Origin of the sequence: Streptomyces kunmingensis, from assembly GCF_039533535.1 — a bacterium.
Lineage (GTDB): Bacteria > Actinomycetota > Actinomycetes > Streptomycetales > Streptomycetaceae > Streptomyces > Streptomyces kunmingensis.
This window is the reverse complement of sequence record NZ_BAAATS010000027.1, coordinates 93,824-112,255: the sequence shown is the minus strand read 5'-3', so window position 1 is coordinate 112,255 and position 18,432 is coordinate 93,824. Positions and strand designations below refer to the sequence as shown.

The window sequence follows — 18,432 nt, the reverse complement described above, 5'->3', positions numbered from 1 at the left end:
GGCCTCATTGAGCTGTCCGGGTCACTCGGCGTCGGCGGGCCACTCCCAGCGCTCCAGGTCCGCCAGCCACGCCCGCGCGTTGCCGTCGGACGGCGCGCGCCACTCCCCGCGCGGCGAGAGCGAACCGCCCGCGGAGACCTTCGGGCCGTTCGGCATCGCGGACCGCTTGAACTGCGCGAAGCCGAAGAAGCGCTTGCAGAAGTACTCCAGCCAGTGCCGGATCTCCGCCAGGCCGTAGGCGCCGCGGTCGGACTCGGGGAAGCCGGGCGGCCACTCGCCGGCGTCCTGGTCGCGCCACGCGTGCCAGGCCATGAACGCGATCTTCGAGGGCCGGAACCCGTACCGCAGCACGTAGAAGAGGGTGAAGTCGTGCAGCGCGTACGGGCCGATCTTCGACTCGGTCGACTGCAACTCCTCGCCCGGCACCAGCTCGGGGCTGATCTCCGTGTCGAGGATCGCGGTCAGCGTCTCACCGGCCTCGTCGCCGAACAGGTCACTGCTGACGACCCACCGGATCAGATGCTGGATCAGCGTCTTCGGCACGCCCGAGTTCACGTTGTAGTGACTCATCTGGTCGCCGACGCCGTACGTGCACCAGCCGAGCGCCAGCTCGGAGAGGTCACCGGTGCCGAGGACGATGCCGCCGCGCTGGTTGGCGAGCCGGAAGAGGTAGTCGGTACGCAGACCCGCCTGCACGTTCTCGAACGTGACGTCGTACAGCGGCTCGCCCGCCGAGAACGGGTGGTCCATCTCCTTCAGCATCAGCCGCGCCGTGTCCGTGATGTCCAGCTCGGCCGCCGTGACGCCGAGCGACTTCATCAGCTTGTGGGCGTTGCTCTTGGTGTGATCACCCGTCGCGAAGCCCGGCATCGTGAACGCGAGGATGTCGCTGCGCGGCCGGCCCGCCCGGTCCATCGCCCGGGCGGCGACGATCAGCGCGTGCGTGGAGTCGAGGCCGCCCGACACCCCGATGACGATCTTCGGGTCGCCGATCGCGCCGAGACGCTGCTGCAACCCCGCGACCTGGATGCTGTACGCCTCATAGCAGTCCTGGGCGAGCCGCTCCGCGTCGGCGGGCACGAACGGGTACCGCTCGACACGGCGGCGCAGGCCCAGGTCGGAGCCGGCCGGCGGGTCGAGCCGGAACGTCACCGTGCGGAAGTCACCGGTGCGCGCGGCGTGGGTGCGGCGGTTCTCGTCGAAGGTGCCCATGCGCTGGCGCTCCTGGCGCAGCAGGTCCAGATCGACATCGGCGACCGCGGCCCGGTCGCCGTCCGGGAACCGCTCGGTCTCCGCGAGCAGCACCCCGTTCTCGAAGATCATGGTCTGTCCGTCCCAGGACAGATCGGTCGTCGACTCACCGAGCCCGGCCGCCGCGTAGACGTACGCGGCCAGGTAACGGGAGGACGCCGAGCGGCACAGCATCGTGCGGTCGTCGGCGCGGCCCACGGTGATCGGGCTGCCCGACAGGTTGAGCACGACACTCGCCCCGGCCAAAGCCGCCTCGGCGCTCGGCGGCACCGGCAGCCACATGTCCTCGCAGATCTCCACGTGCACGACGAGCCCTGGCACGTCCTCGGCCGCGAACAGCAGATCCACGCCGAACGGGACGTCCGTGCCGCCCACCCGGATCGTGCCGCCGCGCTCGTCGTCACCCGGGGCCAGCTGCCGGCGCTCGTAGAACTCCCGGTAGTTCGGCAGGTACGACTTGGGGGCGACGCCGAGGATCCGGCCGCGGTGCACGACGACGGCGCAGTTGTAGACGCGGCCCCTGTGCCGCAGCGGGGCGCCGACGACGAGCACCGTCAGCAGCTCCGCCGAACCGGCGACCACCGTGGCGAGGCCTCGCTCGACCTCGTCGAGCACCGCGTCCTGGAGCACGAGGTCCTCGATGGAGTAGCCGGTCAGGCCGAGCTCGGGGAAGACCGCGACGGCCACCCCCTCCTCGGCGCACCTGCGTCCCTGGCGCAGGATCGCCTCGGCGTTGGCGGGCGGGTCGGCGAGGGCGGTCTGGCCGGTGCAGGCGGCCACACGCGCGAAACCTTGGGCATAGATCGACCGGAAGTTCACGCCACCATCATGACAACCGCCTCGGAGCGCTGCGCGCCGGGACCCGGATGATCCACTCCCGACCCGGCCGGCGCGGCAGGTCACGTCATCGCCCGGCCCACTCGTCGAGCATCGCGCCCAACGGTTCCACCACCCGCCGCCGAAGCCAGTCGATCCGTCCCGCGTCGAACCGGCGCGGCACCGCCTCCACCCACATGATCAGGTGGAGATACGCCTGGTACAGCGCGAGCCGTCGGCGTCCGCCCTCGTCGATGACCGCCGGGCCGCCCGCCTCCCGGTACCCGGCCAGGAAGTCCGCGTCCCGCTCGATGTCGCCGAAGAGGGCGAGCGAGACGAACTCCGCCAACGGATCGCCCCAGAAAGCCCGTTCGGCATCGATCAGCGCGCTGATACGGCCTTCCTCGACGAGGATGTTGCCGTCCCAGAGATCGAAGTGGACGAGCCGCGGGACGGTCACCTCGTCCAGCAACCCGCCCTGCGCGGCGAACAGTGCACGGATCTCGTCGGCGGGCCGGGGGAGCGGCACATCGAAACGCCCCGCATCCAGCAAGATGGCGTCGACCATGCCCAGGAAGGCGTCCCGCCAGGTGCTCAGCAGAGGACGCGCCGGGTAGCCGAAACCGTCGCCTTTCAGGGCGTGCAGCGCGGCGACGTGGCGCCCCAACTCGGCCCTCAATGCGCGGCGTTCGGAGTCGTCCAACTCGTCCGCGAGGTCGGGCCAGGGCCTGCCCGCGCACTCCGACATCACGAGGTGGCCGTCGGCCGCCGGTGCCGGCGCGACAGGGCAGGGCACCTCGGGCGCCCTGTCCCGCACCATCCCGTAGAACCACGCCTCGGTCCCCAGGATCCCCTCCTCGTACCGCAGTACCGGGACATCCGCCCCGGGCGCCAGCTTCACCACGAGCCCGGCGCGGACCGAACTCCGCACACGGAACACGGTGTTGAAGGTGCCGCCGTCGAGCTCCTCGTACGCGTCCACCTCGCTCCAGGCGACGCCCGCCGCGGCCAGCGCCGCGGCGAGCCGGTCCCGTACGGAGCCGCTCCCGGACCAGGACGGTGTGTCGGTGCTGCTCATCGCGCTCCTCGCAGTCGCTCCAGGCGGCCGGACAAGCCGTCCGATCAGCTGGTCAACTCCCGGAAGGTGAACGAGAATTCCGCCGGGCCCGGCGTCAGACGGTACTGCGGCAGCACCCCCGGCCCGCACGACTGGGAGCCGATGCCCTGCTGGGCGTGGTCCAGGTTCAGCCATACCGTGCCGGTGGGCGTCAGGTCCGTGAGGTGCTCGGCCGCGTCGAGCTGCTCCGAGGTCCAACGCCGGGCGGTGAGCGAGAAGTCCGGTTCGCCGTCGATGCGCAGGCCGCCGGTCTCCGCCCACCGGACGTCCGCCCGGGCCCCGTTCTCCTGCGGCCGCACGTACGGGGTCTGCAGCGCGTCCACGTCGGAGTGCCACAGGCCGACCCGGGACGCGGCCCGGGTGTCGGGGTACGCCTCACCCGGTCCGCCGCCGAACCAGCGCACCGCGTCCGCGCCGCCGGGCAGCCCGAGCCGTATCCCGAGGCGCGGCAGCGGAAGCCGCCAGTCGCCCTCGGGGCGCACAGAGACGGTCAGCCGGAGCCGGTCCGCGTCCGCGATCCAGCGGTAAACCGCCCGCAGCCCGATGTCCCGGCCCGCCGGGGCCACCCGGGTGCGGACGGTCAGCGCGTCGTCACCCGGCTCCACACCCACCAGACGGTGCCGCATCCGGTGCAGCCCGAACTGGCGCCACAGCAGACCGAGCCGCTCGCCGCCCTGCCAGCTCGCGCCGTTGTCGTTGTCGGTCGGCGCCCGCCATACGTCGAGCAGCGGCGAGACCACCTCGACCCCGCCGAGCCTGCGCAGCTCGCCGGTGCGCGCGTCGAACTCGGCCGGACCGAGCGCGATCGAGCCCTGCCCGCGAACCGGCCGACCCCCAAACGCTTCTGTGCGCACGGTGGCTGGATCGGCGACCGCCTGACCCCAGGCCACCTCGTGGTCGTCCGCGTCAATAGCCCGCACCGTCCACTGCGTCTCCTTGCCGCGCCCGTCGGCAGGCGTGGCCGGCAGCTTCACCTCCGCGTGCTCGCCCGGCGCGAGCGGCGGCACGACGAGCGAACCCGCCTCGACCGCCTCGCCCTCGACCTCGTACGCCCACGAGAAGGCCAGCCCGGAGAGGTCGCGGAAGTCGTAACGGTTGGTGATCCGCACCGTGCCCGCCGGGGCGTCGACGTCGATGCGGACCGGCTCGATCACCTTCTTGAACTCGGTCAGGCCCGGCGACGGTGTCCGGTCGGGGAAGACGAGTCCGTCGCAGACGAAGTTGCCGTCGTGCAGCTCCTCCCCGAAGTCGCCGCCGTACGCGTACCCGTACCGTTCGTCGGCGATCCCGTGGTCGATCCACTCCCAGACGAACGCGCCCTGGAGCCGGTCGTGGGTCTCGAACAGCCGCTGGTAGTCGGCGAGTCCGCCGGGCCCGTTGCCCATCGCGTGCGCGTACTCGCACAGGATGAAGGGGAGCGCGCGGCGCCGGGCCGGGCCGCCGTCCAGGCCCCGGCCGATCCGCTCGACCTCGGCGTGGTCCGCGTACATCCGCGAGTAGACGTCCGTGTCACGGCAGTCGAGGTCGCCCTCGTAGTGGACGAGGCGCTCGGGGTCGCGGCCCCGGATCCACTCGGCCATCGCGGTGAGGCCGCGGCCGGTGCCCGCCTCGTTGCCCAGCGACCACAGCACCACCGACGGGTGGTTCTTGTCGCGCTCCACCATGCGCGCGGCACGGTCGAGCAGGGCCGGGGTCCAGCGGTCGTCGTCGACGGGGTTGTCGCGCCAGCCCTGTTCGACGAAGCCGTGCGTCTCCAGATCGCACTCGTCGATCACCCACAGCCCGTACTCGTCGCACAGGTCCAGGAAGGCCGGGTGCGGCGGATAGTGCGAGGTGCGGACGGCGTTGATGTGGTGCCGCTTCATCAGCTCGACGTCGCGGCGCATGGTGGCGGGGTCGAGGGCGCGGCCGTGCTCCGGATGCCACTCGTGCCGGTTGACACCCTTGAAGAGGACGGGCGTGCCGTTCACCTTGATCAGGCCGTCCGAGAGCTCCACCGTACGGAACCCGACGCGCAGCGGGACGCGCTCGCCGCCGGTGTCCAGGGTGCCCGTGTAGAGGCGCGGCGTCTCCGCCGTCCAGGGTTCGACGGGGACGGTGACCGTCTCACCCGTCGCCGCGTCGACTCCCAGCTCCGGCACGGTGATCCGGCCGTCGGCGTCGCTGTCCACGCGGAGTGCGCCCGTACCGGCCGTGTGGTCGTACGAGGCGTGCACGAAGAAGTCGAGGGCGCAGTCGGCCGGCCTGTGCAGCAGCGTCACGTCACGGAAGATGCCCGGCAGCCACCACTGGTCCTGGTCCTCCAGGTACGAGCCCGCCGACCACTGGTGGACCCGGACGGCGAGCACGTTCCCCGCCGGCTTCAGCAGATGCCCGACCGTGAACTCGTGCGGCAGGCGGCTGCCCTTGAACTCGCCGAGGTCGGTGCCGTTCAGCCACACCCGCGCACAGGACTCCACACCGTCGAACCGCAGCGTGGCGCCGCCCTCCGCCGGCCAGCCGTCCGGCAGGTCGAACGTCCTCAGATGGTCGCCGGTCGGGTTCTCGGTCGGCACGTGCGGCGGGTCGACCGGGAAGGGGTAGAGGTGGTTCGTGTAGATCGGCGCGCCGTGCCCCTGCAACACCCAGTGGCCCGGCACCGCCACCTCGGACCAGGCCCCGGCGTCGTACCCCTGCGCGGCGAAGGACTCGTCGTGCGCGTCGGCCGTCGGCGACAGCCGGAACCGCCAGTCGCCGTTCAGGGAAAGGGACGCGGCGGACGAGCCGGCGTACCAGGCACGCGGCGGCAGCGCTCCGTGGCCGGGCAGGACATCCTCGACGTACGAGAAGGACATGGGTCTCCTAGCGGCGGGGACGGGGTCTGTGGGAAGCGTTACCCAGCGACCCCGGGCGCGGCCACAAAGGGTGACGAAAGTCCAACAACTGGCGCGGAAGTCCTCGTGGCGCGTCCAAGACGAGCCACGAAAGTCCTGCCCCCGGGGCCCTGCCGCGCGTGCTTCAGCGGGGCAGCAGTGCGCGAACGAACGCGTTGCCGAACGTGCCCCGCGGGTCGAGGCGCCGGACGAGCGCGGCGAAGTCGGCGGCGTGCGGATAGCGCTCGGCGACCCGCTCCGGCGCGGCCGTGAAGACCTTTCCCCAGTGCGGGCGCGGTGCGAAGTCCCTCAACCGGTCCTCGACGAGCGACACCACGGGCAGCACGCGGGGCGTGTCCGCCACCCACGTGAAGTGGAAGGCGACCGTGTCCCGGCCGTACGCGGGGCTCAGCCACTGCGTGTCGGCGGCCACTGTACGTACCTCGCACACCTGGAGCACCGGCGAGATGTGCTCGCGCGCCGCGTCCAGCGCGTGCAGCGCCGCCACGGCGTGCTCGCGCGGCAGCAGGTACTCCGACTGCAGCTCCTCCCCGCTGCTGGGCGTGAACGCGGCGCGGAAGTGCGGCAGCCGCTCGTGCCAGGGGCCGGGCACACCGAACTGCTCCGTGCAGTGGACGGCGGGCATCCCGGGCACCGGGTGCTGTGCTTCCGTGGCGGGCTCGGCCCACGGGAAGCGGACGGGCTCGGGCATCCGCTGCTTCACCCACACCTGGTCGAAGTGCGGCCCGCGCCACTTGGTGAACATGCTCACGCTGTACGCCGCCGAGGAGACGGCCGTGAAGTCGAGGCCCTGGAAGGGCAGTTCACCGAACACATGCTGGGCCACCTCGAAGGTGGGCTCCACGTCGAGGGTCAGCGACAGCACGATCCCGAGGGCCCCGAGCGAGACGACGGCGCCTTCGAACCCGGCGTCGCCGCGCGCGAGCGTGACCGTCTCCCCGTCGCCGGTGAGGATCTCCACGGCGCGCACGGCCTCCGCCAGGGACCGGTTGCCGACGCCCGAGCCGTGGGTGCCGGTCGCCACGGATCCGGCTACGGAGATGTGCGGAAGGGACGCCATGTTGGGCAGCGCGAGGCCCTTCGCGTGCAGCTCGGCCGCCAGCTCGGCGTAGCGGACGCCGCCGCCGACCCGTACGGTCCGCGCCGCGGCGTCGACCTCGATGCCGCCCGGCAGCCCCGCCAGCGATACGAGGACGCCCTCGCGGTCCGCGTCCACGTCTGCGATCCGGTTGAAGGAGTGGCCGCTGCCGAGGACCCGTATGTGCGCGCTCTTGGCGACCAGCGCGCGCAGCTCCTCCAGGGAGGCCGGGCGGTGCAGCTCGGAGGCGGAGAAGGTGATGTTACGGGCCCAATTGAACACGGCTTCCGACACGGGGCGGCCTCTCTGGTGATGCGGGTGCGACGTCTTTTTCGATTGGATCACGGCGCGGGGTGCGTGCGGGTACCTCTGCGGTTGCGGCCTGGTGGGGGTGACCTGTGCGCCGTAGGGGCGGGGGATCGTTTGCGGGCGCGGCATCGTCGTGGCTGGTCGCGCAGTTCCCCGCGCCCTTGTAAGCGTTTGCGGGTGCGGCACCGTCGTGGCTGGTCGCGCCGTTGCCCGCGCCCCTGAGAGGCACACTTCGTGCGCCATCCCAAGGGGGCGCCCCTATGGGGCTGCGGCGCAGCCGCAAGCCCCAGGGGCGCGGGGAACTGCGCGAGAAGCCCCACGGGCCCGCGGACAAGAACCATGAGGCCCGGCGCAGCCGCGTGACGCACACCCGGCCCCCACCCGAGGCGCCGCGCGTCCTCACCCACCACGCGGCCCCGGGCCAGTGGGACTACGCCCGCCGGACGACGGCCGCTCCCCGGACGCCGAGCTCGGCCGCTGGGCCGGCACCCTCCCGCTGACCTCCCGCTGGGGCGCCCCCACCGCCGACCCGCTGCTGCCGCCCGGCATCACCGCACCGGCGCACGTCCGGGCCCGAGCGGGGACCCGGCAAGGTTGAGTGACAAGCGGGGGCATACCGTGGAAAGGCGTAGGACCCTCGCAGCATGTCCTGGGAAAGCAAGTCGTAGGAAGCAAGTCGTTGGAAGCAAGGAGAAACGGGATGCAGAGCCGTACGGCGCTGGTAGAGGACCTGATGGAGCGCTTCCCGCACGTTCCGAAAGAGGCTGTCTTCAAGGAGGACCTGCTGCGTGGCGGGCTGGCCTTCGACCCCTCGGCTCTGAGCGACAACGAGGACGGTGACGTCAAGCCGAAGTCGTACTTCATCTTCTCCTTCGACCACGGCACCCTGCCCGAGCTGGGCGAGGCCGCGCTGCGCCGCCCGCCCGAGGAGATCGTCCTCACCGGCGGCCCCTACGACCTGCGGCGCACGGTCGTCTCGGTCCGCGTGAACCCGTCGTCCCCGTACCGTGTGGCCTCCTCCGAGGACGGCATGCTCGGCCTCTACCTCGACGGCAAGCGCATCGCCGACGTCGGCGTGCCCCCCATGCCGGAGTACTACCGGCACAAGCTCTCCAACGGGAAGTCGGTCATGGAGGTGGCCCCGACGATCCAGTGGGGCTACCTGATCTACCTGACCGCGTTCCGCGTCTGCCAGTACTTCGGCGCCAAGGAGGAGTGCCAGTACTGCGACATCAACCACAACTGGCGCCAGCACAAGGCGGCCGGGCGTCCGTACACGGGCGTGAAGGACGTCGACGAGGTCCTCGAGGCGCTGGAGATCATCGACAAGTACGACACCGCGAAGACGTCCACCGCGTACACGCTGACCGGCGGCGCGATCACGTCGAAGGTCCAGGGCCTGGACGAGGCGGACTTCTACGGGCGGTACGCCAAGGCCATCGAGGAGTACTTCCCCGGCCGCTGGATCGGCAAGGTCGTCGCCCAGGCGCTGCCCAAGGACGACGTCCAGCGGTTCAAGGACTACGGCGTGCAGATCTACCACCCCAATTACGAGGTGTGGGACGAGTACCTGTTCAAGATGTACTGCCCCGGCAAGGAGCGCTACGTCGGCCGCGACGAGTGGCACAAGCGCATCCTCGACTCGCGTGACGTGTTCGGCGCGCGCAACGTGATCCCGAACTTCGTGGCGGGCGTCGAGATGGCCGAGCCGTTCGGCTTCAAGACGGTCGACGAGGCCATCGCCTCCACCACCGAGGGCCTGCGCTTCTTCATGTCGAACGGCATCACGCCGCGCTTCACCACGTGGTGCCCCGAGCCGACGACGCCGCTCGGCAAGGAGAACCCGAACGGCGCCCCGCTGGAGTACCACATCCGGCTGCTCGACGCGTACCGGTCGACGATGGACGAGTTCGGTCTGTCGTCCCCGCCCGGCTACGGCCCGTCCGGTGCGGGCCGCGCCGTCTTCTCGGTCAGCTCCTTCATGGACAGCCTCGCGCCGAACCAAGAGGCCGTGGAGGTCTGAGAGACCCTGCTTACGGGGCCCGCGGGCCTACGGGGCCTGTGGGCCTGCGGGGCCTGTGGGCCTGCGGGGCCTGTGGGTGTGTCTCAGGCCGCCTTGTCGGCGTCGGCCGCGTCGTCCTGGGGGAGCGGCGCGGCGATCAGCCGGCGCAGCAGGTCGGGGCGGGCGGCGGGCGCGGCGTCCGACAGGAGCGCGGCCAGTACGGCGATCCGGGTCTGGCCCGCGCGCAGGGTGCCCGAGAGCACCGCTCCGGCGGCTACGAGGTCGACGGCGCCGCCACCCGTGTAGATCTCGGCGAGGGGCCCCGCCTGGACCCGGGTGCTGACGGCGACCAGGACACCCCGGCGGACGGCGGCCGAGACCGCGTCGACGAACTCCGGGGTCGCGTTGCCCGCGCCGGTGGCGACGAGCACGATGCCCTGCGCGCCCGCGGCGAGCGCGGCCTCGAAGAGCGCCGGGTCGGCGTCGCTGTGGTGCATGACGACGTCGACGCGCGGTATCAGGGCCCCGTCCGCCGGTACCGGCAGCGGGGCCGGGCGCTGCGGGGCGCTGCGGATGTCCACCCGGCCGAAGCCCAGGCGGCCGAGCGGCCCGGCCGACGGATCGGCGAACGCGTTCGCGGCGAGGGTCTGCGTCTTCACGGTGCCGCGAGCGGCGTGCACCCGCCCGTCGAAGACGACCAGAACACCCAAGTCACTTACGGAGGCGGCGACTTGGAGCGCGTCGTACATATTGCCCGGGCCGTCGCCGTCGGCGGCGCCGAGCGGCTTCTGGGCGCCCGTGAACACCACCGGGCGCGGATCGTCGTGGTGCAGGTCCAGCAGGAACGCGGACTCCTCAAGGGTGTCCGTGCCGTGCGTGACGACGATGCCGTCCACCGCCGGGTCCGCGAGGACCTCGCGCACGGTGCGCAGCAGGGTGAGCTGACGCTCGCTGGTCATCCGCGAGCTGTTCACGTTGAACAGGTCGACGACCTCGACCGCCACCCCGTCCGGCACGGCGGCGCTGGCCAGGACCGTGTCCCCGCCGGCGTCGGCGGCGTAGCCGGTGCCCTGCCAGCGGCTGGCGATGGTGCCGCCGGTGCTGATGAGGGTGATGCGCTTGGGCGCGCGGATGCGTTCCATGGGGGGCTGCCTCGCGAAGGGGGTGTGGGTGCGACGCCCGGGCGGAGAGCGTATGCACGTTCGATCTTCAGCAAGGATAATGCGACCAGGGCGCAATCGGATTGCGAATCATGGCTGATGATCGCGGATTCCATGGCGCACAATTGCGTCATGGACCGGATTGATTTGCATATCTTGCGCGAGCTTCAGAGCGACGGCCGTCTCAGCAATCAGGAGCTGGCCCAGCGGGTCGGTCTGAGCCCGTCGCCCTGTATGCGCCGGGTCCGCCAGCTGGAGCAGGACGGCGTGATCCAGGGGTACCGGGCGATCGTGGACCCGGCGGCCGTCGGCCGCGGCTTCGAGGTCCTCGTCTCGATCGAGGTGCGCCGCGACCGCGCGGCCGTCGAGGCCTTCGAGCGCGCGCTCCAGGACATCCCGGACGTCATCGAGGCCTACCGCCTCTTCGGCAGCCCCGGCTGTCTGCTGCGCATCGCGGTCGCCGACCTGGCCGCGTACGAACGGCTGTGGATCGAGCGCCTCACCACGCTCGACGGGGTCACCGAGGTGAACTCGCAGATCATCATGAAGCGCGTGAAGGAGCCGCGGGGGCTGCCCGTCTGACGGCCACCGGCCGGTGAGGGGGATTTCAACGCATGTGCCGCCCAGGGTATTTGGGGCTGCCGTGGCCGGTCGCCGTTCTCCTCGTATGCTCGGACGATGACCGAACGGGAGAGCACGGAAGAACGACACCAGGGCCTGCTCGCGGGCCGGGTGGCGATGATCACCGGAGCGTCGAGCGGGATCGGGGCCGCTGCCGCCCGCCTGTTCGCGCGCGAGGGCGCCGCCGTCGTCCTCATGGCGCGGCGCGGCGACCGGCTCGCGGAACTCGTGGCGGAGATCGAGGCGGACGGAGGCCGGGCGGCGGCGGCCGTGGGCGACGTGACCCGGCCGGACGACGCGCGCCGCGCGGTCGAGACGGCCGTCGACCGCTTCGGCGGGCTCCACTGCGCGTTCAACAACGCCGGGTACGCCACGGTGGAGAAGTCCCTGCACGAGATGGACGACGAGGTGTTCACCCGCACGATGGACGTGAACGTCGGCGGCGTGTGGAACTGCATGAAGCAGCAGCTCCCGGTCATGCTGGCCGGCGGGGGCGGCTCCATCGTCAACACCAGTAGCACGGCCGGGCGTTACGCCACCGGCGCGTCCGTGGCCTACGTCGCCGCCAAGCACGCCGTCCTCGGCATCACCCGCGGCGCCGCCGCCGAGTACGGGGAGCACGGCATCCGCGTCAACGCGCTCGTCGTGGGCACGACGCGCAGCGAGATGATCGACGACGTCGTACGGCAGATGCCGGTGCTCGAGACCGCGTTCATCGCCCCGCAGATCCAGAAGCGGATGGCGGCGCCCAGCGAGATCGCGGAGGCGGCGCTCTGGCTGTGCAGCGACCGCGCCTCGTTCGTCACGGGCACCGCGATGCCCGTGGACGGCGGCATCTCGGCCCAGGCCAAAGCAGGGACCTGAGCAGGGACCTGAGCGGCCTGCGGGAGAGGGCTGAGCCGCACGCGAAAAAAGGTGTGGCGTGCCGTGGGCGTTCGCGGCTACGGTCGTCTCGTTCCCGGGCGGTCCGCCGCCCGGGCCGGGGAACCGAGAGCTGAGATCAGGGAGGTGGAGACCGATGACTGTCATGGCGACGGGCGCTGCCCGCATCCGGAAGTTCATTCAGTCCACCTCCGTGGCCACCGGCTGAGCCGATCCGCTCGCTTTCTTTCGCCGGGGCCGCCCCTCGAAGGGTCACCCCTTGTCTTCCAGCTCCGAGTCCTCCAGCTCCGACCGATCCCTCCTCGCCCCTTACGGCTGGGACACCCACTGGGACGCCGAGTTCGCCCCGTACGCCGAGCGCGGACTCGTGCCCGGCCGGGTGCTGCGCGTCGACCGCGGGCGGTGCGACCTCATCACGCCCGACGGGACCGTGCACGCCGACACCGAGTACGTCGTACCGCGCGACCCCATGAAGGTCATCTGCACCGGTGACTGGGCCGCCGTCGACCCGGGCGACCGCGATCCGCGCTACGTCCAGGCGTATCTGCCGCGCCGCACCGCCTTCGTGCGGTCCACGTCCTCCAAGCGGTCCGAGGGGCAGATCCTCGCCGCGAACGTGGACCACGCGATCATCGCCGTCTCCCTCGCCGACGAGCTCGACCTCGGCCGCATCGAACGGTTCCTGGCGCTCGCCTGGGAATCCGGCGCGCAGCCGCTGGTCGTCCTCACCAAGGCGGACCTCGTGTCCGACCCCGTGACACTGTCCTACCTGGTCTCCGACGTCGAGACCGCCGCGCCCGGCGTCCAGGTGCTGCCCGTCAGCGCCCACGACGGTGACGGCACCGACGTCCTGCGGGCCGTCGTGGCCGGCGGCACCTCCGTGCTGCTCGGCCAGTCAGGCGCCGGGAAGTCCACGCTGGCCAACGCGCTGCTCGGCGCCGACCTGATGGAGGTCCAGGCCGTCCGCGACATCGACGGCAAGGGACGGCACACGACGACCACCCGCAACCTTTTCGTCCTCCCCGACGGGGGTGTCCTCATCGACACGCCGGGGCTGCGCGGCGTCGGCCTCTACGACGCGGAGTCCGGCGTCGAGCAGGTCTTCTCCGAGATCCAGGTGCTCGCCCAGGACTGCCGCTTCCAGGACTGCTCGCACACCGTCGAGCCGGGCTGCGCGGTGCTTTCCGCTCTTGCCGACGGGACGCTTCATCAGCGGCGGCTGGACAGTTACCGCAAGCTGCTGCGCGAGAACCAGCGGCTTGCCGCCCGGACGGATGCGAGGTTGCGGGGGGAGTTGCGGAAGGTCTGGAAGCAGCGCGGGGTCGCCGGGCGGGCGGCGCTCGAGGCCAAGAGGGGGCGGTCCATGTAGGGGGACGGTTCTACTCGCCGTAGGGGTGCGGGGCGGATGCGTCTGCCCCACCGTCGTGGTTGTTCGCGCAGTTCCCCGCGCCCCTTGGGGGGTTGTTCTGTGGCTGTCCCGCCGTTGTGGTTGTTCGCGCAGTTCCCCGCGCCCCTTGAGGGGTTGTTCTGCGGCTGCAGCGCCGTCGTGGTTGTTCGCGCAGTTCCCCGCGCCCCTGGAGCATGCGGCTGCGCCGCAGCCCCAAGGGTTTGCGGGTGCCGCGTCGGCGTGGTTGCTCGCGCAGTTCCCCGCGCCCCAGGGGCGGCCCTGAAGATGGCGCACGAAGTGTGCCTCTCAGGGGCGCGGGGAACTGCGCGAGAAGCCCCACCGGGCCGCGGACGGAAAACTTCCCAGGGGTGCGGGGAACTGCGCAACCAGCCCTACCGGCCCGCAGCCAGCCATCCCGCCCCCAAAGAACGCCGCGTCCGAAACCCGCCAGCCCCCAGCGGAGCGCAAGCGCACACTGGATGCGTGATGACCGACCAGGACACGGACAAGGGCACGGACAAGGGCACAGACGAAGACACCCGCTACGAAGCCGTCCGCAGCCGGGACGCCCGGTTCGACGGGGAGTTCTTCTTCGCCGTCGAAACCACCGGCATCTACTGCCGCCCGAGCTGCCCCGCGGTCACCCCGAAGCGGCAGAACGTGCGGTACTACGCCTCGGCCGCCGCCGCGCAGAGCTCCGGATTCCGGGCCTGCCGCCGGTGCCGCCCGGACGCCGTGCCCGGCTCCGCCGCGTGGAACGTGCGGGCGGACGTCGTCGGCCGGGCGATGCGGCTCATCGGGGACGGCATCGTCGACCGGGAGGGCGTGGGCGGGCTCGCCGTGCGGCTCGGCTACAGCGCGCGCCAGGTCCAGCGGCAGCTCACCGCGGAGGTGGGCGCAGGTCCCGTCGCGCTCGCCCGCGCCCAGCGCGCCCACACCGCACGGGTGCTGCTGCAGACGACCCCGCTGCCGGTCACGGAGATCGCGTTCGCGGCCGGCTTCGCCAGCGTCCGGCAGTTCAACGACACCATCCGCGAGGTCTACGCCCGCACGCCCACGCAACTGCGTGCCGACGCACCCGGCCGTGCCGAGGAACGGCGCGCCGTCGCCGCCACCGCCGGCATCCCGCTGCGCCTGGCCCACCGCGGTGCCTACCGGGCGGAGCCCGTCTTCGATCTGCTCGGGCGCGAACTCCTCAACAGCATCGAGGAGTTGACCGGTGAGCAGGGCTCGCGCATGTTCCGGCGGACACTGCGGCTGCCGTACGGCACGGGCATCGTCTCGGTCGACGAGGCGGGGCACGAGCAACCCGGGACGCACGCCGAGCACCGTGGCGGCTGGCTTGACGCCCGGATCCACCTGACCGATCTGCGGGACCTGACCACGGCCGTGGGCCGGCTGCGCCGCCTGTTCGACCTGGATTCCGACCCGTACGCGATCGACGAGCGGCTCGGCGGCGATCCGCTGCTGGCCCCGCTGGTCGCCGCCCGGCCCGGCCTGCGCTCGCCGGGCGCCGCCGACCCCGAGGAGCTGGCGGTGCGGCTGCTCGCCGGGCCGGAGGAGTCCGCGCGGCTCGTCGCGCGGTACGGCAAGCGGCTCGACGCGCCCTGCGGCGAGCTGCACCGGCTCTTTCCCACGCCGGACGCCCTCGCCGACGAGCCCGGCACCCTCGGCGCGCTGGCCCGCGCCCTCGCCGACGGCACCCTGGCCCTGGACCCGGGCGCCGACCGCGACGACGCCGAGGAGGCGCTGCGGTCCCTGCCCGGCATGGACGCCCGCACCGCCGCACTGATCCGGCTGCGCGCCCTCGGCGACCCCGACGTGGCGGTGCCCGGCGACGGCATCGCCGCCGACACCTGGCGGCCCTGGCGGTCGTACGCCCGTCAACACCTCATCGTAGAAGGACAGTTGTGAGCACACTCAGCGAGACCGACGATCGCACCACCGTCTACTACACCACTGTCGCGAGCCCCCTCGGTGAACTGCTGCTGACCGCCGACTCCGACGGCGCCCTCACCTCCCTGTCCGTGCCCGGGCAGAAGCGTGGCCGGACGGTCGAGGACCTCCGGGACGGCGGGGTGCACGACCCCGCGCGGTTCGGCGAGGCGACACGGCAGCTCGCCGCCTACTTCGCCGGTGAACTCGAGTATTTCGAACTGGAGTTGAGGCCCAAGGGCACGGAGTTCCGGCGGCGCGTGTGGGACGCGCTCGACGAGGTGCCGTACGGGGCGACCACCTCCTACGGCGCCGTCGCCGCACGCATCGGCGCCTCGGGCGTCGCCGTGCGGGCCGTCGGCGGCGCGGTCGGCGCCAACCCCCTGCTCATCGTGCGCCCCTGCCACCGGGTGATCGGCGCCGACGGATCGCTCACCGGTTACGCGGGCGGCCTGGAACGCAAGGTACGACTGCTCACGCTGGAGGGCTCCCTCCCGAAGTGAGCGCCCGGGTCTGCCCGGGGTTCCGGTCTCCTCAGGGTTGCGGCGGGCTGAGCGCGACCGCCGCCGCGTACCCCTCGGGCACCGGGACGTCCCACAGCGACCAGCCGCCGGGCGCGCCGGGGGAGCCGGTCAGCGTTCCCACGTAGTCGAGGTCGGTCGCGCGGGAGAGGCCCGTGCCGAGCCCCTTGAGGTAGGCCTCCTTGCGCACCCAGGTGCGGGCCATGGCGAGAGCACGCTCCGACGGGCTCTGCAACGCGGCGAGTTCGGCGCGCTCGCGAGGGTGCAGCACCGCCGTCAGCTCGTCGGCGACCGACGGACCCGTCAGCTCCTCCACGTCCGCGCCGACGGGCGCGGCAGCGAGCGCCACCAGGGCCAGATCGCCGCTGTGGGAGAGGGAGAAGTGCACGTCCGGAGCCTCCGCGAGCGCGGGACGTCCGTGCAACTCGCCGCAGCCCGGGCAGGGTTGGCGTACGAAGCGCAGCGATTCCGGGGCGCGGCCCAGCCGGTCGCCCAGGATGTGGCGCAGTGCTACGTGCGCGGCGACGTACCGCACCCGGTGCCGGTCGAAGCGGAAGGCCGCGGCGCGCCGCCGCTCGTCCGCGTCGAGGACGCCCGCCCCGTCGCCGGTTCCGGCGTCGGTGTGCACCAGCCACAGCCGGGCGCCGCCCGGGCCGGGCAACCTCAACTCCCTTACATTGTCCATGAATCAGGCTTCCAGATGGCGCAGGACAGCCAGGATCCTGCGGTTGTGGGCGGCGGTGCGCGGCAGGTCGAGTTTGTCGAAGACCGTGTTGAGATGTTTCTCCACGGCGCTGAGCGAGAGGTGGAGGCGGTCGGCGATCCCCGCGTTCGTATGGCCCTGCGCGAGCACCTCGAGGACGTCACGCTCCCGCGGTGTGAGCCGGTCGAGCAGATCGGTGTGGCTGGAGCGGCCCACCAACTGCCGTACGACGTCCGGGTCGATGACCGTGCTGCCCGCGTGGATCCGCTCCAGCGCGTCCAGGAACTCCCCGACCTGCGCCACCCGGTCCTTCAGCAGATAGCCGATGCCCTCGGCGCCGCCCGCGAGCAACTGGGTGGCGTAGCGGCGCTCGACATGCTGCGACAGCACCAGGACCCCGGTCGACGGGCGCCGCTCCCGGATCTCCAGAGCCGCGCGCAGACCTTCGTCGGTATGGGTCGGGGGCATCCGGATGTCGACGACCACGACGTCGGGCGCGTGCTTCTCGACGGCCTCGGGCAGCGTGCGGGCGTCACCGAACGCGGCGACGACCTCGTGCCCCTCCTCGGCGAGCAGCCGCACCAGGCCCTCCCGCAGCAGGGTCGAGTCCTCGGCGATGATCAGGCGCACGGCAGCTCCGCGGTGACGACGGTGGGTCCCCCGAGGGGGCTGGTGACGCGCAGCCGGCCGTCGAGCGCCTCGACGCGGCCGCGCAGCCCGGCGAGACCGGTACCGGGGCCCGCCGTGGTGGCGCCGCCGCACCCGTCGTCCCGTACGGACACCGTCAACACGCTTTCTGCCACATCCAGTCGAGCGGAGATGGCGGTGGCCCGGGAGTGCTTGGCGGCGTTCGTCACGGCCTCGGACACGACGAAGTAGGCGGCGGCCTCGACGGGGGCGGGCAGCGCGTCCGGCACGTCGCACGCGAGGCGCAGCGGCACCGGGCTGCGCTCCGCCACCCCGCCGAGCGCCTCCCGCAGACCGAGCCCGTCGAGCGCCGACGGGTACACCCGCCAGGCCACCTCGCGCAGCTCGGTGAGTACGGCCCCCGACTCCTCGTGGGCCTGGCGCAGCAGCTCCGCGGCCTGCTCGGGGGTGCGACCGGGGCGGCGGGCCCGGCCGAGCAGCATGGCGAGCGCCACCAGGCGCTGCTGGAGGCCGTCGTGCAGATCCCGCTCGATACGGCGGCGCTCCGCGTCGACGGCGTGCACGATCGCGGCGCGCCCCGCGGCGAGTTCGTCGATACGTTGCTGGAGCCGCTCCCGCTCGGAGGGGCCGAAGGCGGTGGCGGCCAGCCGGGTGTCGAGGGCGTAGAGGGAGAGGAAGCCCTGCACCCCGAGGAAGAGGAAGACTCCGCCGAGGGCGCTCTGGCCGAGGAGCTCCAGGACGCTCACACCACCGCGGACCAAAGAGATGATCAGGACCGCGGCGAGGACCGCGCCGAGCGCGAACAGCCCGAGGACGACCGCCGTCAGGAGGCCCGCGTACGTCTGCGCGGCGACATGGCGCAGGGCCCTGTCGCCCTCGGGCTCGTACAGGGCGGGGAAGCGGTCGCCGAAGAGGACGGTGCGGCGGCGCCGGTCGAGCGCGCACAGGCGGCGGGCGCCGGCGGTCAACGCGCGCCGGGCGCCGGGGCGGGTGCGCGGCACCAGGAGAAAGGGCCCGAGGGTCGTACCGGCGACGGTCAGGTATCCGAGCCCGGCGACCGCGGTGGCACAGCCGAGAACCACTCCGGCCCCCGCACGCCCCACCCTGGTCACCCCCACGGCAGCCGAGC

At 72.3% G+C, this 18,432-nt stretch carries 15 protein-coding genes; 7 read left to right on the top strand and 8 right to left on the bottom strand.

What is annotated here, in order from left to right; genetic code table 11:
* Positions 1–21: 21 nt before the first annotated feature.
* From ABD366_RS28830 to ABD366_RS28815, 4 genes are all read right to left on the bottom strand, one after another.
* Positions 22–2,070, bottom strand: coding sequence for an NAD(+) synthase (locus ABD366_RS28830; RefSeq protein WP_324769731.1), 2,049 nt, complete (start codon positions 2,068–2,070; stop codon positions 22–24).
* An 85-nt stretch (positions 2,071–2,155) separates the two neighbouring features.
* Positions 2,156–3,145, bottom strand: coding sequence for an aminoglycoside phosphotransferase family protein (locus tag ABD366_RS28825; protein ID WP_324769730.1), 990 nt, complete (start codon positions 3,143–3,145; stop codon positions 2,156–2,158).
* A 44-nt stretch (positions 3,146–3,189) separates the two neighbouring features.
* Entirely contained in the window at positions 3,190–6,018 is a 2,829-nt protein-coding gene (locus ABD366_RS28820) for a glycoside hydrolase family 2 TIM barrel-domain containing protein (RefSeq protein ID WP_324769729.1), read from the bottom strand.
* A gap of 163 nt (positions 6,019–6,181) precedes the next feature.
* A complete protein-coding gene (locus ABD366_RS28815) occupies positions 6,182–7,429 on the bottom strand; it encodes an FAD-binding protein (RefSeq protein ID WP_324769727.1) in 1,248 nt (415 codons plus the stop codon).
* A 439-nt stretch (positions 7,430–7,868) separates the two neighbouring features.
* Between ABD366_RS28815 and ABD366_RS28810 the strand changes: the two genes are divergently transcribed.
* Positions 7,869–8,042: a hypothetical protein gene (locus ABD366_RS28810; RefSeq protein WP_411293726.1), complete on the top strand. Its 174-nt coding sequence runs from the start codon at positions 7,869–7,871 to the stop codon at positions 8,040–8,042.
* 102 nt (positions 8,043–8,144) lie between these two features.
* Positions 8,145–9,467 (top strand): radical SAM protein, encoded by a 1,323-nt coding sequence (locus ABD366_RS28805; protein ID WP_324769726.1) that lies wholly within the window; start codon positions 8,145–8,147, stop codon positions 9,465–9,467.
* An 83-nt stretch (positions 9,468–9,550) separates the two neighbouring features.
* On the opposite strand, the gene ABD366_RS28800 is transcribed toward ABD366_RS28805, so the two are convergent.
* Positions 9,551–10,588, bottom strand: a complete 1,038-nt coding sequence (locus tag ABD366_RS28800) for an asparaginase (RefSeq protein WP_324769725.1) — start codon at positions 10,586–10,588, stop codon at positions 9,551–9,553.
* 150 nt (positions 10,589–10,738) lie between these two features.
* On the opposite strand from ABD366_RS28800, the gene ABD366_RS28795 reads away from it, so the two are divergent.
* The 5 genes from ABD366_RS28795 to ABD366_RS28775 all read left to right on the top strand — a co-directional run bounded on the left by ABD366_RS28795 (position 10,739) and on the right by ABD366_RS28775 (position 15,934).
* Positions 10,739–11,188 carry an Lrp/AsnC family transcriptional regulator gene (locus ABD366_RS28795; protein WP_324769724.1) on the top strand — a complete coding sequence of 150 codons (450 nt, stop codon included), beginning with the start codon at positions 10,739–10,741 and terminating at the stop codon, positions 11,186–11,188.
* A 96-nt stretch (positions 11,189–11,284) separates the two neighbouring features.
* A complete protein-coding gene (locus ABD366_RS28790; RefSeq protein ID WP_324769722.1) occupies positions 11,285–12,091 on the top strand; it encodes an SDR family NAD(P)-dependent oxidoreductase in 807 nt (268 codons plus the stop codon).
* Positions 12,092–12,368: 277 nt separating this feature from the next.
* A complete protein-coding gene (gene rsgA / locus ABD366_RS28785; RefSeq protein WP_324769720.1) occupies positions 12,369–13,478 on the top strand; it encodes a ribosome small subunit-dependent GTPase A in 1,110 nt (369 codons plus the stop codon).
* 504 nt (positions 13,479–13,982) lie between these two features.
* Complete coding sequence (locus ABD366_RS28780) at positions 13,983–15,410, top strand: Ada metal-binding domain-containing protein (protein ID WP_324769794.1); 1,428 nt, start codon at positions 13,983–13,985, stop codon at positions 15,408–15,410.
* Positions 15,407–15,934, top strand: coding sequence for a methylated-DNA--[protein]-cysteine S-methyltransferase (locus tag ABD366_RS28775; protein ID WP_324769719.1), 528 nt, complete (start codon positions 15,407–15,409; stop codon positions 15,932–15,934). Before ABD366_RS28780 ends, ABD366_RS28775 begins: the two co-directional genes overlap by 4 nt.
* A 31-nt stretch (positions 15,935–15,965) precedes the next feature.
* Here ABD366_RS28775 and ABD366_RS28770 read toward each other — a convergent pair whose 3' ends face one another.
* From ABD366_RS28770 to ABD366_RS28760, 3 genes are read right to left on the bottom strand one after another with little or no spacing between them, the layout of a single operon-like run.
* Positions 15,966–16,637 (bottom strand): 4'-phosphopantetheinyl transferase family protein, encoded by a 672-nt coding sequence (locus ABD366_RS28770; RefSeq protein ID WP_324769718.1) that lies wholly within the window; start codon positions 16,635–16,637, stop codon positions 15,966–15,968.
* Positions 16,638–16,640: 3 nt separating this feature from the next.
* Complete coding sequence (locus ABD366_RS28765) at positions 16,641–17,285, bottom strand: response regulator transcription factor (protein WP_324769716.1); 645 nt, start codon at positions 17,283–17,285, stop codon at positions 16,641–16,643.
* Positions 17,276–18,421 carry a sensor histidine kinase gene (locus ABD366_RS28760; protein ID WP_324769715.1) on the bottom strand — a complete coding sequence of 382 codons (1,146 nt, stop codon included), beginning with the start codon at positions 18,419–18,421 and terminating at the stop codon, positions 17,276–17,278. The genes ABD366_RS28765 and ABD366_RS28760 overlap by 10 nt, the downstream gene beginning before the upstream one ends.
* Positions 18,422–18,432 lie beyond the last annotated feature (11 nt).